The 16,073-nt window shown below is 58.9% G+C and carries 12 protein-coding genes; 7 read left to right on the forward strand and 5 right to left on the reverse strand.

Annotated features, from left to right (window positions below; translation table 11 throughout):
- Positions 1–138: 138 nt before the first annotated feature.
- Positions 139–2,055 carry an adenylate/guanylate cyclase domain-containing protein gene (locus tag ACR9YP_RS36375; RefSeq protein ID WP_370990425.1) on the reverse strand — a complete coding sequence of 639 codons (1,917 nt, stop codon included), beginning with the start codon at positions 2,053–2,055 and terminating at the stop codon, positions 139–141.
- 1,211 nt (positions 2,056–3,266) lie between these two features.
- Here ACR9YP_RS36375 and ACR9YP_RS36380 point away from each other — a divergent pair.
- The 4 genes from ACR9YP_RS36380 (at position 3,267) to ACR9YP_RS36395 (ending at position 8,459) form a co-directional block, all read left to right on the forward strand.
- Positions 3,267–3,668, forward strand: a complete 402-nt coding sequence (locus tag ACR9YP_RS36380) for a hypothetical protein (RefSeq protein ID WP_091894255.1) — start codon at positions 3,267–3,269, stop codon at positions 3,666–3,668.
- A 118-nt stretch (positions 3,669–3,786) separates the two neighbouring features.
- A complete protein-coding gene (locus ACR9YP_RS36385) occupies positions 3,787–4,689 on the forward strand; it encodes a hypothetical protein (protein WP_474218301.1) in 903 nt (300 codons plus the stop codon).
- Positions 4,690–4,808: 119 nt separating this feature from the next.
- Positions 4,809–8,177, forward strand: coding sequence for an adenylate/guanylate cyclase domain-containing protein (locus tag ACR9YP_RS36390; protein ID WP_474218302.1), 3,369 nt, complete (start codon positions 4,809–4,811; stop codon positions 8,175–8,177).
- Positions 8,178–8,243: 66 nt separating this feature from the next.
- Positions 8,244–8,459 (forward strand): DUF2158 domain-containing protein, encoded by a 216-nt coding sequence (locus ACR9YP_RS36395; protein WP_438111793.1) that lies wholly within the window; start codon positions 8,244–8,246, stop codon positions 8,457–8,459.
- Positions 8,460–8,617: 158 nt separating this feature from the next.
- Here the strand turns inward: ACR9YP_RS36395 and ACR9YP_RS36400 are convergent, their stop codons facing one another.
- The 4 genes from ACR9YP_RS36400 to ACR9YP_RS36415 all read right to left on the reverse strand — a co-directional run bounded on the left by ACR9YP_RS36400 (position 8,618) and on the right by ACR9YP_RS36415 (position 11,851).
- A complete protein-coding gene (locus ACR9YP_RS36400; RefSeq protein ID WP_474218303.1) occupies positions 8,618–9,151 on the reverse strand; it encodes a P-loop NTPase family protein in 534 nt (177 codons plus the stop codon).
- A gap of 687 nt (positions 9,152–9,838) precedes the next feature.
- Positions 9,839–10,204: a hypothetical protein gene (locus ACR9YP_RS36405; RefSeq protein ID WP_474218304.1), complete on the reverse strand. Its 366-nt coding sequence runs from the start codon at positions 10,202–10,204 to the stop codon at positions 9,839–9,841.
- 63 nt (positions 10,205–10,267) lie between these two features.
- Positions 10,268–10,489 carry a hypothetical protein gene (locus tag ACR9YP_RS36410; protein WP_128935602.1) on the reverse strand — a complete coding sequence of 74 codons (222 nt, stop codon included), beginning with the start codon at positions 10,487–10,489 and terminating at the stop codon, positions 10,268–10,270.
- Positions 10,490–10,759: 270 nt separating this feature from the next.
- Entirely contained in the window at positions 10,760–11,851 is a 1,092-nt protein-coding gene (locus tag ACR9YP_RS36415) for a TRAP transporter substrate-binding protein (protein ID WP_474221174.1), read from the reverse strand.
- A gap of 695 nt (positions 11,852–12,546) precedes the next feature.
- Between ACR9YP_RS36415 and ACR9YP_RS36420 the strand changes: the two genes are divergently transcribed.
- The 3 genes from ACR9YP_RS36420 to ACR9YP_RS36430 all read left to right on the forward strand — a co-directional run bounded on the left by ACR9YP_RS36420 (position 12,547) and on the right by ACR9YP_RS36430 (position 16,068).
- Positions 12,547–13,344, forward strand: a complete 798-nt coding sequence (locus tag ACR9YP_RS36420; protein ID WP_474218305.1) for a Crp/Fnr family transcriptional regulator — start codon at positions 12,547–12,549, stop codon at positions 13,342–13,344.
- A gap of 222 nt (positions 13,345–13,566) precedes the next feature.
- Complete coding sequence (locus tag ACR9YP_RS36425; RefSeq protein WP_474218306.1) at positions 13,567–14,910, forward strand: ABC transporter substrate-binding protein; 1,344 nt, start codon at positions 13,567–13,569, stop codon at positions 14,908–14,910.
- A 129-nt stretch (positions 14,911–15,039) separates the two neighbouring features.
- Complete coding sequence (locus ACR9YP_RS36430; RefSeq protein WP_474218307.1) at positions 15,040–16,068, forward strand: ABC transporter ATP-binding protein; 1,029 nt, start codon at positions 15,040–15,042, stop codon at positions 16,066–16,068.
- Positions 16,069–16,073 lie beyond the last annotated feature (5 nt).

A 16,073-nucleotide genomic window follows, 5' to 3' on the forward strand; every position in this document is an offset into this window, starting at 1 on the left:
AGGCGATTTCACCTGAACGGACGCTTCTGGCGCAAACCGCACGTTTGCCTGTGCACGTTGTCAGTTCGGGAGTTCTTATGACGCGAATATCGGTCCACTTTCCACGCAGAAGCCCCGCTTGCAGGACCAGAAGTTTCTTCATCCTTGGGGCAGCGACGCTTTGCCCAAATCATCGAGCACGCGTTGCCGAACAGCATCGGACCGATAGGGGAACACGTAGCGAATGTTCGCTAGGCTGACGTTCGAATTCCAGTTTTGCAATCCTGCCACTGCTACTCTGGCTTCCTCAAGTTGACCGAGCGAGGCATGAGCCGCTGCCCTGTACACTAAGTCCCTAAACGCTGGCTGATTGATCTTCGCCAGCTCATCGACAGCGTCGTGGATTTTGCCGGCCGCGTAATATGCTTCTGCCAAATAGGTGTGGAACCAGGGCGGATAGTTAGGATCGAGCTCGCTCGCCTTGCGAATGGAGGCCAACGCCTCCATCGGCCGTCCCGCAAAGGTCAGCGTCTGCGATAGATCGACGTGGACAATGGCGTCGACCGGCGCCATCGCAAGCGTGATCTCCCGCTCGTCAAGCGCGCGGCTGTAATCCTGTTTGCAATAGACATAGGCAAGAGCCATCAGCCAATGGCCGTGCATCTGCCCCAGCCGCGGGACATCCTTCCCAGCCATTCCCTCATTTCCGAGGGCGAAGGCGCGATCAAGATCGCGCCGCGGGTCGTCGCTGAAGCCTCTGCGAACATCCTGAAGATATGTCCAGGCCAGCTTGATCTTGATGATGGCCGAATCGGGGAACCGCTTCAGCCCCTCAAAGGCGATCTGCCGCGCTTGCTCCAGGTCCTCTTTTGGGCCGCGCATGATTAGCCCATGTATCCGCAGGAAATAGTCGTATTCCTGAAGCTTCGCGGGATCCTTGCTCCAAGCATTACGGTAATCCGCCCCGCGAATCTCGCCGTGCATGCTGCCCACTGAACTGACAATCTTGTGAGTGACCGCATCCTGTAGGGCGGCAACATCATTGCCCTCCTCATCGTAACGCTGCGCCCAGACATGGTGCCCCGATGCTGTCTCGATTAGCTGCGCCGTGATCCGCACCCGATCGCTATCCTTCCGAACACTACCTTCGAGAATGTAGCGCGCGCCGAGCTCGCGGCCGATCTGCCGAATGTCAGGAGCTTTTCCCTTATACGCGAAGGCCGAGGTGCGCGAAATTACACGGAGCTCCGGGTTCTGCGAGAGCCATGTAGTTAAGTCTTCAGTGATACCATCGACGAAATACTCAAGCGCCGGATCGCTGCTCATATTTGCAAAAGGTAGCACAGCGATTGACGGTTGCTCGGAAAGCAAACCTCCAAACGAAGGTTTCGGCAGCACAGCGGCAGTTTCGGTAGGCGAAGTTCGCTGCAGCCAATACGTAACGCTGGTCACACCCATCAGCGCAAGCAGTGCCGCCGCAACGAGCCAACCGCGGCTCCTGAGCAGCAATGGCGCACGCGAACTGCTGCCTGGGTGGACACGATACACCCGCACGGCCTCTGCGATGTTCTTAACTCGTTGCTCGCCAAGAAAGTCATATCGGAGGGGAAGTTTGTTCCTAACTTGATCAAAAACTGCACCGGAGATGTAGACTGTGCCCGGCTCGGCCAGATTCTCCAACCGAGCAGCGATGTTCACTCCGTCGCCGTAAATGTCCCCTTGATCCAAAATGATATCGCCGACGTTGATCCCAACACGAAACTCAATCCGCCTCTCCCTCGGCACATCCGCATTGCGTTCAATCATTCCGAGCTGGACCTCGGTGGCGCAGCGCAATGCTTCCACAACGCTGGGGAATTCAATTAGAACGCCGTCACCGGTCGTTTTGACAATGCGGCCTTTATGCTCGGTAATTTTTGGATTGATCACTTCACGCCGATGGGCCTTGAGGCTTTCAAGGGTGCCCTCTTCGTCTGCACCCATGAGGCGAGAGTAGGCGACTACGTCGGCGGCCAAGATCGCGGCCAGTCTCCGCTTGGCGTGTTTTGGAGCTGTAGATTTATCCGCGCTGGGCATGCGAGCCTCCCTACTGGAAGAGCACACGGCTCCGCAGAACTCTCCGATTGACGAGAGGAGCGCCCTTCAATCGCGACTTTGCGCCGGCTGTTCCGGCCTCCCGTACATGCACCTACGTCGCCATCGCTTCTAGTTGGGCGGGGCGGCCGGCTCAAAGATCGACCTCCATCCTCCGACCTTCACAAGCCCTTTTCAAGCGCCTTGCCTGCCATCATGCTGCGACGCCAGTCACCATCGTTGCGAAGTCTTTGGGACGGAGGCGTCCTGCCATTTTGTTAAACCATCCAAATATTGGCGGAACAGCGGAGATTACTGTCAGCAACACTGACGAAACGGAGAAAAGCAGCTGCAGTTCGCCGACGTCAAAGCGAATGGAATATTCAATCTCAGATCTTTGAGTGAAACGGGTGCATCACAGCAAAAACGGGCTGACCATGTCGCAGCTGGGTCAAAGGCTGCCCTTGGCAGTCTGCATGATGCTATTCTGCTCACCTCTCGGAAGCGGGCAGTGCGCACGCGCTGGCGGAACTCCAACGCGCTGGAACGTCTCAGGGGAAGCGACCTCGTGAACCAAGAGATCAACGTTCTGGGCGTGTCGGATAAGATTTTCAGAGGTGCGGGTATCTCCGGAGAGCACGACAGAGCGACCGGAATAGTCGATGCGATAGCCGAAAGCGGACTTCACCGGCGCCCCTGGGCCATCGCCGCTGGGGCAAGGGCGAGGGCAAATAGTACAATTCCTAACATGCGCTGGATAATTTTTGAGGCCATGCGCTGCCCTCCTCTTCGAAATCTAAAGAATGATGACGTGTGCTGCCGCTCGTACATCGCGCGTCTCGAAGCCCTAGACCAATTTTTTCGGCCAACCTCTGAGTGGGGGCAAGATTGGAGATGCCGGGGCCTACGCATTCCCGATTTTCAAGCAACAAAGCGTGCCGCAATCGGCAGACATTTAAATCGCAACGCCGGGTAGAGGCGCGTGCTGGATATTTAAATTTCGTATCCAATTTGTTTGGAGTTGGCCAATCCGAATACCGTCACCAGCGCGGCTCTCCCCCAGAGGGGCACGATGGACTTATGATCATGCGGCCGTGATCGCTATTCTAACTTGCCATCCTGAGGTTATACAATTAAAATGCAAAAATATAATGCATTTAAATGATGCGGGACGGCGAGATCCCGAGCCCGCTTTAATTAGGGAGGGCTGATCAATGGCTATTAAAAAGAATGTCGTTTTGAGGGGCGCGGCGGCTCCGACAGAGGTGACGGTTCCAACCTTCTCCTTCAGCCCCAACGATTCCCTCGCGCAGTTGATCGTCGACGCGTGGGTCGAAGACGATTTCCGAAATTCGCTGCTGGAACGTGAGGCGGACAACACTACCGTGACGGCCGCCGCCGCGAACCGAGCCAAAGTCGCGCTCGCGGCGCGAGGTATCTATCTGAACCGCGCGGTCATCATCACGGAAGAAGAGCACGATAGTCACTACATCATGCAAGACCCCGATGAAGTCGTCTTTGTGCTGCCGAACAGAGGCCGCGTGACCCCTCGACCCGGCCAGTCTCTTCTGGAAACGGCTCGCTTGCTGATGTCTTGTACGCCCAACGGAATCTAGCGCCGTTACCGCTCGGTTCGAGGGGAGGCGCGATCCGTCTCCAGTTTGAAGCGCGTGTCCGAAGTGGCAACGGCAGACAGACGGTCCGTGCTGAGCACTGCAGGTTGGGAGGTTTCTAATGGAGCGGTTGAGGACGGAGTGGGTCAACGTCACGGGTGATATTTCGATCATTGCTCGCGACTCCGGACAGGTCTGGTTCCACACCACGGGTGGGACGAAAGGGAACGTAGATCCATTCGCGACGCCGATGACGGGCGTGGGTACGGCGGGCAGCGCGATCGGGCTGCTCGACGGCGCGATCAATCTCGGATTTGCCGCGATTGAAGAACGCCTCGCGCGTCCGGACCAGACGCTCGCGGGCTATGTTGTGGCCCTGGTCGGCGCCTATCACACGTCTGTCGATACGCCTCGAAATCTGCGGCGCGCGGCCAGCCGCTTCGAGGAGCTGGGCAGGCCCGAGGTCGCGGCCTACCTTGAAGAACGGGCGCGCGAGGAGTCTGGTCACGACCGCCTCGCGCTCAAGGACCTGCGTGCGCTCGGTTTGCCGGCCGAGCAACTCGTCACCAATTTCATCCCGCAGGGGATCAAGCCGCTCTGCAAGCGCTTCGATGACCTTTGCTCGCAGGACTACCCGATCGGCTGCATAGGGTACTCCTACTGCCTGGAGCGCATCGCCGCGCTCAAGCAGAAGGCCGACGTCGAGAAGGTCCAGGCGCTGTGTCCGGATGGCGTCGACGCGACCCGCTTTCTCAGAAGCCATAGCTCTCTCGGAAGTGAGGCCACGCACGTCAAAGACACCATCGACTTCGTCGCGTCTCTTCCTGCGAGTGACCGTATCACAGTCGTTCAGGAGACGTATGAATCGGCACTGATCATGGCGGAAGGCTATAACCACGAACTCCATAAATCCGAAGCCGAGATGGTCGACGAGCTTCGACAGGCGATCGGAGAAGCGCTCCCATACTGTCTCAGTTCAGGGCCTTCAAAAGACGAGGATTGCAGCACTCGCCCCGCGGCTTGAGCAGAACAGCGCGACGTCATCGCGGTTTGCTGGGCCTGAGCGCAAGCACGCACTGTTCCGGCGTCCCCGTCGTGAGATAGTATAAGGGGTCCTACGGCGGTAAGAGGAGGGCCTCTTCGATGACGAGGACAAACACCGACTTAGCCGAGTGGCTGGTCAGACACGGTCTAGGCCAGTACGCCCAAGCCTTCGCGGAAAACAACATCGAATATTCCCTCCTTCCGGATTTGACGGAAAACGATCTCAAGCAAATTGGAGTGTCTTCCTTAGGTCACCGCAAGAAGCTGCTTAGGGCGATTGAAGCATTGACCGCTTCGCGCCAGCCCGGCGGCGAGACGCTTGCGGGTTCAAGAGTCGCTGTGGCGCCGCCCTCCATTGCGCAGCATCGCGAACCTGAGTTCCGTCAGATTACCGTACTGTTCAGCGACCTTGTGGCTTCTACACAGCTCTCCGAGAAGCTGGACCCTGAGGATCTCCAAAAAATTATCGACGCATACCGGGAGGAATGCAGCACCGCGATCGGGCGGTATGGCGGCGAGGTGGCCCGGTATTTCGGCGATGGCGTCATGGCATTTTTCGGCTGGCCCTCCGCTCATGAGGATGACGCCATTCGTGCCGTTCACGCCGCACTGGAGATCGCGTCCGGGGTCACGAAGATTTCAGGTCCGGTTACTCTGTCTTGTCGAGTGGGTGTTTGCTCTGGACCGGTTGTTGTCGGTGACATTGGAGATAGCGGCCGCTGGTCGATGGACGCGGTGGGAGAGACGCCGAACATTGCGGCGCGCCTGCAGGCCCTTGCCGCTCCAGATACGGTACTCATCTCAGAGACGACGAGGCGTCTCATATCGGCCGCTTTTGATTTTCAGGACCTCGGCATCCAGAAACTCAAGGGTGTGACTCAACCCCTTCATTTGTATCGCGTGCTGGCGGCGAAAAGCACGGTTAGCCGCTTCGAAGCTGCGCATACGGGCTCTCTTACTCCGCTCATTGGACGCTCAAGCGAGCTGAGCCTGCTGCTCGACAGGTGGCAAAAAGTCAAGGAGCGTGATGGCCAAGTCATACTTCTTTCGGGTATTCCGGGAGTCGGGAAGTCGAGGCTGCTCCACGAGTTGAAATCGCATATTCAGCAGGAACCGCATATTCTGCTGCATCATCAATGCTCGCCCTACCACAATCAGAGCGCGTTCTTCCCCGTCATCGAGCAGATCCAACATTCGGCCCAAATAACACCGCGCGAGCCCGATGCAGACAAGCTCGCCAAGCTCAGGGCTTACCTTCCCGACAATTCCGCCGAACCGGTCCTGCTGGTCGCCAGGCTGTTATCCATCCCGGTGCATGATCACCTCCAATTGTCCCGCCTGACCCCGCAGCAAATAAAGAACAGAACCATAAGCACGCTTGTCGATATGCTGTTGGCGTTCTCCGTCCAAGGGCCCACGCTCTGCATCTTTGAGGATGCACACTGGCTGGATCCGTCGACGGTCGAGCTGCTTGACCTGATTATCAGCCGGATCGACCACGCCCGCGTGCTGCTTATCGTGTCGTGCCGGCCGGAGTTCCGCCCTGCATGGATCACTCATGCGAATATCACCGTGCACTCGCTGACTCGATTATCGCACACGGAAGTGAAGGCGATGATTGGAGGTCTGTTGAGGGGCGGGAGGATGCCTCAGCCGCTGCTGGACCAAATTATCGAAAAGGCCGATGGCGTCCCGCTATACATCGAGGAACTGACAAACAGTATGTTGAGCGCACCTGTACTCGGTCGAGGTGCGTCCGAGCGGACGGCACAAGCAGCATTGCTCAGGGTTCCGGACACGCTGAGTGACGCATTGATGGAGCGGCTCGACCGCGTTGCGCCGAGTCGCAAACTTGCAATGATTGCGGCGGTGATCGGGCGCGAGTTCTCCTATGATCTGTTGTCGGCCGTATCGCAACTCGACGAAGATAATATCCTGTCAGCACTCTCGCTGCTCGAACAGGCTGACATCATATATCGAGTCGACATTTCGCCCTCCCTCCGCTTCGCGTTCAAACACGTGTTGCTGCGTGATGCGATCTACAATTCTTTGCTCAGGAGCAAAAGACAGCAGATCCACGCCGAGATCGCCACGGTCCTGGAGCATGACTTTCCGGAGCTTGCGGAAAATCAGACCGAAGTCGTGGCGTATCATCATCAGGAAGCAGGCAATCACAATTCGGCTATCCGTTATTGGCTCAAGTCCGGGCAGCGCGCGCTCGCGCACTCCGCCAACATCGAAGCGATTGCCAATTTTCGAAGTGCGCTTCAGCTTCTGAAAACGATGCCCGAAACGCCCGAGCGGACCAAACAAGAGGTCGAGGTTCAGCTGGCGCTGGGAATACCGCTTATCGCCGTCAAAGGGTATGCCTCCACGGAAACCCGCGAAGCGTTTTCCAGAGCTCGCTCCTTATGCCTGCGTCTCGGCGACATCCCTGAATATTTCCAAGCCCTGTTTGGGTTGTGGGGACACTCATGGATGGGTGGAAGGAATGATGAGGCGCTCAGCATGGCCGATGAGTTTCTGCTGCGGTCACGAGGCTTGTCTAGCCCCGTGCTGTCGATGGTGGCTCATAGAGTGATGGGCAGCACGTTGTTGACCATCGGGGACTTCCAATCCTCGGCGAACCATTTCGAAGAGACGATCAGGCTTTCGATCAGCGAAGGAAGACAGCCCCTTTATCACCTTTACATGGTGGAGCCTCAAGCGGCTTCACTGCTGCTTCAGTCCTGGGACTTGTGGTTCCTCGGCTATCCCGATCGATCCCTTTCGCGCGTGTCGGAAGCGTTGGCCCTGGCTCAGGATCTTGCTCACCCGTACACAGTGGCGTTCGCTCATTACATGACCTCTGTCGTGCACCTTCTGCGCGGGGACGCCGCTCGCGCTCTCGAGAGCGCCCAGAACAGCTTCGAAATGTCACAAGAACAGCGGTTTTCGCTGTACGTAATTCTATCGCGAATTTCGCGAGGCCGGGCCGTCGGCGAGATGGGCCGAATTGAGGAGGCCCGATCCGAGATCGCACTGGGAATCGACGAGGCGCGGCGCAACGGTGTCGGTTTCATGCTGCCAATGATGAATAGCTGGCTGGCGGAAATTGACGCCAAGGCCGGCGAGAATGAACGCGCACTATCGTTGGTCGAAAGGCTCCTGGCCGGCATAGGTGATGTGACGGGCAGGGCATGGGAGTCGGAATTACACCGGCAAAAGGCCCAAATTCTCCTATTGCTCGACCCATCGAAAGTCGGCGACGCCGAGTCTCATCTTAGGAAATCCATTGAAGTGGCGCGTGGTCAAAGCGCCAAGTCCTTGGAGTTGCGCGCTGCCACAAGCCTCGCAGAACTCTGGCGGAGGCAAGGAAGGATTGATGAGGCGCGCGCCCTGCTAGAACCGATCTGCGATTGGTTTGACGAAGGAGCCGAAACGGCTGACCTCATGCGTGCGCGCGATTCTCAATGCGCGCTGCATTAATCCTGCCTCTCGCAGAAGTGACAGCCAATCGGACGCTTTCCCGTCGACCCGCCATGAGCGGACATGATGGCGCTGGTCCGCCAGGTTAGCTCGGAGCCGCCCTCCGGTGGCCATCCGCTGACGGTCGCGGAGGTGAAGGAGAACGACGTGCTCTGCCTCTGGATGGACATGGAAGGCGATTTGTTCCGCGAGACGCTGCCGCTGGCGACGCTCGCGCGCGTCGAAGAGGACGAGAGCGACGAAGACGAGGATGAAGACGAGGACGAAGACGACGAGGAGTAGGCACACCGAAGACCGCACCCTGGTCAGATCGGAGTGCCGGCTCCGGCCCGCCCGATGTCCGCTTCTCTGCCACTAGCGCACAATAGCGGACATCGCTGAATGTCGCAGAAGGGCCACGAGCGGGTGTGACACGCTGCCGTCAGCGTTGCCAGTGGTGCTTAAAGCCGTAGGTCCGTATTGGTCATGTTGGCACGTAAATTTTCGAGCAACTGTGCAATTTGTTCTCGGCTCTCCAGCCGCAACTTGGTCCCGGAGAAATCGTTGAACATCCTAGAATGGCCAGCAAAGGAGGATGGTGTCTGCCGAGTCCAATAGGCTTCCGCCCACTTCATCAGTTCCGCGGCGTCATGACTTGTTGCTCCCCGCCGCAGGCCGCGGGCTAGTAGCCCGGCGCGGCAAACGCTCCACGGAAAATCTAGCCAAATGAGAGTGGTAGCTTTGGGAAGGGCCACTTCTGCCAGCCATCCGAACACGCCTTCGATAATCCAGCGTGGCTGGTCGGAAATATCCAAAACCATCTTTCGCGCGACGTCTTCGTTTCGCTTTTGGCCATAGCTGCCTTCTTCCCAGTGCAGCAGGTCAAGATCGATCACAGGGATATGGGCTAAATTGGCGACGGCTTCGGCCAACGTGCTCTTACCAGAGCCACTGTTTCCAATAACCACCGTGCGTTCGGTCAGAGGTTCAGTCATTCAAGCCGGCGATGGTTGGTTCTCGTTTCGACGACGTATAACGGGTCAAAGGCTGCCCTGGGCGGTCTGCATGACGCCATTCTGCTCACCTCTCGGAAGCGGGCAGTGCGACGCCCAGAGCGGAGGTCAGCCACGGCCATTTCCGGACTTTTGTGGCGCAATAAATCGCGTTAGGTTCAGAAGCCTGGTCAGTGGTGCCGTGAGCAAGTTATTGCCTCTCTGTTCGGTAGATGGGCAGCCATAATTGTTTTCAGGCGAGTCTCTCGTCAGATCGCCCGTACAGTGCCTCATTACGCAGCGAAGACAAGCCGTCCGAAGAAGGATCGGGATGATGGAGTCATTGCCAAGCCGCACCGCGTTGGCAACGTCGCTTATGAGAGCGCTGCATTCGCGGTCCGACAGCGCATTGGCGAACACTGTTGAGCGCGGCACTGGTGTCGGTTTCGGGGCATGAGCGCCGGTCGGCGGCTCCGCCGGACCACGGCTCAAGTCTTGCGTGCAATCAGTTCGCAAGGGGCAATGATGCCTTTCGAGATACACGTAATCATGTTGCGTATCTGATCTTGCCGTCTCTCGCCCATCAACGTGCGCAAGGCCAGCGGTCCAGCAACGCCAGCGGCAAGCGAACGGGCCAGCTCTCAAGTGCCGCGTTGAAGTTGGTGCAGCGGTGCGACGAGGTACGTGGCGTCAACCGAGAGGTCGGGCTTGTCTGAACTGGAAAGTGCTCGGCGTGAACCTCCTGGCCACGGCGCGCGCCTTGCCCTCGCATGTTTCCAACGCAATCTTCTGGGCAAGCATGACATCTCCGATCGGCAGCGCGCCGATCGGCATGAAGCACAGCCCCTCCCGCACGCGGCCTCTTTCGTCAATCTCGCACACGTTCACCGACGTCCCGGCGTGGATCCGGTACCGCTTCCCACTTTCGCTTCCGACAACCTCGAAGTAGCCCCTCCTTGCGAACTGCTCCCACTGCGCGGGCGATAGCCAACGCCGCAAGAGCAGCAGCGACCGCCCCTCTGGTGTGCGCTCGGCGCCGTGCCTGATGAAGAGCATTCGCGCCGCTCTCGTGCGGGAGCGGAGGCCCGACGCCGACGGCCGAAAGCCGAACATGAGCGGCTAGCCGCCGATCAATCGGGGGAAAAAGAGGGTTTCATCCGCACTGGGGTCGAACGATCGGATCTGCGAGATCTGACCGGGACCCGTCCGGACCGCGGCGGTGAAGCCGGCATTCGTCAGCTCATAGAACCGCTGCTCCGCCTTCGCCACTTCCTGCAGGTCGCGGGGGTTGAAAGGGTGATGGCTGTCGCCGGTGCGGTCCATCACGATCTGAATCGCCATGATCGTCCTCCTCGGATTGATAATGGCCCAAGGGATCCCATCCAGTATCCGACTAACGTGACGAACTTTCAAGACAAGACCACTTCAATCCGAAGAGCGATCTGCTGCTGACCGCAGAAGACAACCGAGTTCTGGAAGCGTGCCATCATCGACGCGGTCAGCGCGAATGCTGTCGTCGGCCCGCCATCGGGCCGCGACGGCCGGCTTCCTTCCGGCTGAAGCTGATAAGACAGGTCGAAGAGTATCCCGCAGGGCCCGCGCGCGGCTCGTTCAGCCCTTTGAACGCATGCGGATCATGAATGTTTCATATGAATACTCCGCGATCTGCCACCAGAGATTCTCGTCGTTTCGAAAGTCCACTTGCGAATCGTAGATCTTCTTGAAATCAGGGTTGGACGCGGAGGTTTCCGCATTGACCTCGTTCGAAGCCTTTAGGCACGCCTCCATCACCGCCTGGCTGAACGGACGCAGAAGTGTCCCGTTGGCGACGAGCCGTTTGATGGCCGCCGGATTGCGCGCATCATAGCGCGCCTGAACGTCCATGTTGGCATAGCCGCAGGCCAGAGCGAGGAGCGACTTGTAAGCCTTTGGCAGGGCGTTCCACTTGTCCAGGTTGATGAAGAAATGCAGCGCCGTGCCACCTTCCCACCAGCCCGGATAATAGTAGTACCTCGCGACCTTGTAGAAGCCGAGCTTCTCGTCGTCATAAGGACCGACCCATTCGGTTGCGTCGATCGTGCCTTTTTCCAATGCGGGATAGATGTCGCCGCCTGCGATCTGCTGCGGAACCACGCCGAGCTTTGAAAGGGTCTTGCCCGCCCAACCGCCAATCCGCATCTTCAATCCGCTGAGATCTTCGACGCTGTTGATCTCCTTGCGGAACCAGCCGCCCATCTGCGTGCCGGTATTGCCGCCCGCAATACCGTATATGTTGTACTTCTTGCCGAACTCGTTGAGCATGTCCTGACCGCCGTGATCCTGAAACCATGCATTCTGCTGGCGCGAGTTCAGGCCGAACGGTACCGAGCAATAGAGTGCGAAGGTCGGATCCTTGCCGATGAAATAATAGGCGGCGGTGTGGCACATTTCGACCGTTGCGTTGCTTACTGCATCGACAGCCTGCAAGGCAGGCACGATCTCGCCGCCTGCGAAGGGCTGAATTTGAAACTTGTTGTCGGTAGCTTCCGCAACATATTTCGCGATCGTCTCTGATGCACTGAAAGGCACATCCAGCGACTTCGGCCAACTCGTGGTGCAGCGCCACTTTAGTTCAGGCATCGACTGGGCGACGGCTGGCGCAACAACGGCGGCAGATGCGGCGAGGCCGGCGCCTGCCGTACTTAGAAATTGACGACGTTTCATGGCGTTTCCCCTGTGGATGATTGCGCATTGAATAAAACCGCCGGCCCGCGGCCATTTCGACGGCAGTACTCCTCCGGGGATCAATTTTTCATGCGGGCCTTTCTTGGATGAACCCGGCAGATATCAATTATATCAGACATAGGGATGCGCAGGAGATGCGGACAGCCACCACCTGAAAGTCAAATAGGACCGGATGGATTGGGAAGCGGCCACGCTGCATTGCGGCAATCTTGCGCCGACGAACCCCGCCTGAACCACTGACGGCGCGAAGCGACGCAATAAATGACATCACTTCGGCTTGCGTCGTCAGGCGAGATGGCGAGCGAAGGTCCAGGACCGCTTCGGGTCAAAACCGGCGGTCTGGACCGGTGCAAGCCGCTTCCTGTCTACTCGACAGCCGCCGCTTGGACGAGCATCGAGCTAGACAGGATCGGGCCAACAAGCCCAATAACCGAAGTCGGTGTAGAGCTCGATGACCGAAATCAAATCGCCTCTGATGCCCGAGTGAACAGATTGGGCCGCCAGCTTACAGCCTATTCGTTGGGGAGTTGAAGGCGCCTTTGACCGGCCGTCGCTGGATTGTCGGGTGCCGGTGACTCCAGGTCGAAGAGGGAGTAGCTTCGCGCGGAGAAAGCCCCAATGCCGGCGGAACAAGGCCGGATCGGGGCGCATCCGGCGGACAGCCCCATGGGATAGTGTTCAAAAGTGCGCTGAGTGGTGCCGACCGCGAGCAGACGGTGCGGGTTCAGAACCGTCTGCTGGGCGGTCTTACGCCGGCGTCCTTTGAGCGGCTTCGTCCCTTCCTGCAGCCCGTTGCGCTCAAGCGCCGGGCAATTCTTCAGGACTACCACCACCCCATCGAGCATATCTACTTCATCGAACGCGGCGTCGCCTCGCTGCTGGTGCGAACTCAGCGTGATGGTCCGGTCGGAATCGCCATGGTTGGACGGCTCGGTTTTGTCGGCGTGGCGGCGGCGCTCGGTTTGCAGCGCTCACCCAATCGCTGCCTGATGTCGGTCCCCGGTTATGCATTGCGCATCGCGGTGCCGGACCTGCGCAGGGCCGCGCACAGATCCCCGGACATCCAGCAGCAGCTGTTCAGCTATATCCACGCGCTGTTGGTCCAGAATGCCCAGACAACGCTTTGCAGCGCCCGCCACAGCCTGGAGGAACGGCTGAGCCGCTGGCTGCTGCTCGCAGCCGACCGTCTGGACGACCGGATCATCCCCGTGACGCATGACATGCTGTCGGTCATTCTCGGCGTGCGACGCGCCAGCATCACGACGACGCTTGCGGAACTGGAACAATCCGGCGGGCTCATCAGGCAGCGAGGTAGCATCGACGTGTGCGATCACGCGGCCCTCGAGCTGAGAACATGCGAATGCTATCAGATCATAGCGTCGGAATACCGGTACATAAATCGCAGCGGCCTGCACGAGCACCGCATTTCCGCGGACGCCGACCTTATGCGCGCCTGCCTTTGCTGCGTCTGACGCAGCCATCCAAACAGCTTGCTTCCAGCCAGCGCCACGCGACTTCGTCCGCTGTCAATCTTTGTACGGCAGCGTACCGACTGACCAGCTTTAGTAGAAAGGCCGGTCCGGGCCTCAAAGCTATAGTGACGCCAGCGATAACAAGATCCAGGGCGGAGCTAGACTGATCCCTCATCTGGATGAGCCTTTCTCCAACTGGCGATATCCGCAGGAGGAGTCCAGATGAGCACGGGCAATTTTTTGCGCGTCACGCGACGTCGTTTGCTGACACAAACTGGTCTTATCCTGGCCGCCGCTTCGGTGCCGTCCCTTGCTGCCCCATTCGTCTCCCGTGCGCTTGCCGACACCAAATCCATCTCCATCGTACAGTGGAGCCATTTCGTCCCGGAGTACGACAAGTGGTTCGATACGTTCGCAAAGGACTGGGGAGAGAAGAATCACGTCGAGGTCACTGTAGATCACATCCCGGTCGGCAACGTCGCCGCGCGTGCGGCCGCCGAAGCCTCCGCACAATCGGGCCACGATCTGTTCGGCTGGAACGGCGCAGGCGGCGCGCACCTCTACCGCAAATTCCTCGTCGACGTGACAAGCCTCGTCGAGGCAACCGAGAAGAAGTACGGCAAGGTCAGCAGGATCGGCCGCCAGATCGGATACAACCAGGACGATAAGACTTGGTCAGCTTTCCCCGATTTTTACATCAACTTCCCCGCCATGTACCGCAAGAGCATGTGGGACGAGATCGGGATGCAGCCGGACACGTGGGACAACGTGCGTATCGGCGGCGCCAAGCTGAAAGCCAAGGGCCATCCGGTCGGCATTTCGCTCGGACACAGCAACGACCCGAACACGACCTGGCGCGGCCTGCTCTGGAGCTTTGGCGGCGCGCTCCAGGACGCCGACGGCAAGAACGTCGTGCTCAACAGCAAGGAGACGATCGAAGCCGTCAAGTTCGTCACAGCGCTGTACAAGGGGGCGATGACGTCGGAAGTGCTGTCGTGGGACGACTCCAGCAACAATCGCTATCTTGTTTCGGGCATCGGCTCGATGATCGTGAACCCGATCTCGGCCTATCGGACGTTCCAGAAGGCGAACAAGAAGGGCGCCGACGACACGTTCGTGATGGCTCCGCCAAGGGGGCCGGTACGCCAGATCATGGGCGGCGCTTCCGAATTCTACGGCATCTGGAAGTTCGCCAAGAACAAGGAAGGCGCAATCGAGTTCCTCAAATACTACGCCGATCATTGGCCGGAGGCGTTCAAGGCGAGCGAAGGCTACAATAACCCCTGCTTCGCCAATCTGGTGCCGAAGCCGATGCCGATCCTCTCGAACGATCCGACTTCGACGCCATCAGACAAATTAGCGGTGCTACAGGAGTCCGAGCAGTGGTCGGTCTCCCCGGGATATCCCGGCCCGTCCTGGCCCGCCGTCGACGAGGTCTATAACAACTTCGTCATCTGCGACATGATGGCAAAGGCGGCGAGCGGTCAGATGTCCGCCGAGGACTCGGTCAAATGGGCGCATCAACAGTCTGATGCCATTTTCAAGAAGTGGCACGAGAAAGCCTGAAGCCGTGTCCGGACGCAGCCCTCCTTTGCGCGCTCCGGCAGCCGGCCACGTTGCAGCTCATTGGCAAACACGATTGGCGCCCTGCCCAGCGATTGGCAGCAGAGCGCCACATGAGCTCCGGGAGGATCGATGGCAGCCGTATTGACCAGGGATATCGTCAAGAAGTTCGGCGAGATTAACGCCGTCAACGGCATCTCGCTGAGGGTGCCGGATGGCGAGTTCATGGTGCTGCTCGGCCCCTCGGGCTGCGGCAAGACGACGTTCCTCCGCATCATCTGCGGCCTCGAGCAACAGACCAGCGGCGACCTCCTGATCGGCGGCAATGTCGTCAACGACATCCCGCCCCGCGCCCGCGGCATTGCGATGATGTTCCAGAGCTACGGCCTTTATCCGCACTACACGGTACGTAATAACATTGCCTTTCCGCTGCGCACGCAGCGCATGCCCTCCCAGGACATCCAAAACAAGGTCGAGTGGGCCTCGCAGTTGCTCGGCATCGGCCATCTTCTCGACCGGCGGCCACGCCAACTCTCAGGCGGCGAGCGCCAGCGTGTGGCGCTTGCGCGCGCGCTCGTTCGCGAACCGACCGCGCTTCTGCTCGACGAGCCGTTGTCCAATCTGGATGCCAAACTCCGTACCTCGGCCCGCCAGGAGATCAAGAACTTTCAGCAGCGCGTTGGCCTCACCACCATTTACGTGACCCACGACCAGATCGAAGCGATGGGCATGGGCGACCGTATCGCGGTCATCGATCATGGAAGGATTCGGCACGTGGGAACGCCAACCGAGATCTATGAAGATCCTGCCGACCTTTTTGTCGCAACCTTTGTCGGCGCGCCGCCGATGAACATCGTCACCCGCAATGGCGGCGGCTATCTCGGATTCCGGCCGGAGAATTTCTTGCCCAGGGACATGATTGAAGACGGAGGCGCGACCGAATTTTTGTTTCGCGTCGACCGTTCGGAATATCTCGGGTCCGAGCGCATTGTTTACGGCGTGATGGATGGCTTTGACTCGAAGCAGCCGATCACGGCGAAGTTGCCGCCAGCCCACGTCGCCGAAGGAAGCATTCGGCCCGGAGAGTGGCATCCGTTCGCAGTGAAGAACAGCGCGTTGCGCCATTTCGACGCCAACGGCAATCGTCGCACTCGCCACTGAACCGG

This window comes from Bradyrhizobium sp. BR14999 (assembly GCF_056106085.1).

Coding starts and splice junctions, on each gene's coding strand:
- ACR9YP_RS36425 (WP_474218306.1), top strand. CDS start 13,567: ATGAGCACGGGCAATTTTTTGCGCGTCACGCGACGTCGTTTGCTGACA.
- ACR9YP_RS36410 (WP_128935602.1), bottom strand. CDS start 10,489: ATGGCGATTCAGATCGTGATGGACCGCACCGGCGACAGCCATCACCCT.
- ACR9YP_RS36380 (WP_091894255.1), top strand. CDS start 3,267: ATGGCTATTAAAAAGAATGTCGTTTTGAGGGGCGCGGCGGCTCCGACA.
- ACR9YP_RS36395 (WP_438111793.1), top strand. CDS start 8,244: ATGGCGCTGGTCCGCCAGGTTAGCTCGGAGCCGCCCTCCGGTGGCCAT.
- ACR9YP_RS36385 (WP_474218301.1), top strand. CDS start 3,787: ATGGAGCGGTTGAGGACGGAGTGGGTCAACGTCACGGGTGATATTTCG.
- ACR9YP_RS36415 (WP_474221174.1), bottom strand. CDS start 11,851: ATGAAACGTCGTCAATTTCTAAGTACGGCAGGCGCCGGCCTCGCCGCA.
- ACR9YP_RS36390 (WP_474218302.1), top strand. CDS start 4,809: ATGACGAGGACAAACACCGACTTAGCCGAGTGGCTGGTCAGACACGGT.
- ACR9YP_RS36400 (WP_474218303.1), bottom strand. CDS start 9,151: ATGACTGAACCTCTGACCGAACGCACGGTGGTTATTGGAAACAGTGGC.
- ACR9YP_RS36375 (WP_370990425.1), bottom strand. CDS start 2,055: ATGCCCAGCGCGGATAAATCTACAGCTCCAAAACACGCCAAGCGGAGA.
- ACR9YP_RS36430 (WP_474218307.1), top strand. CDS start 15,040: ATGGCAGCCGTATTGACCAGGGATATCGTCAAGAAGTTCGGCGAGATT.
- ACR9YP_RS36405 (WP_474218304.1), bottom strand. CDS start 10,204: ATGCTCTTCATCAGGCACGGCGCCGAGCGCACACCAGAGGGGCGGTCG.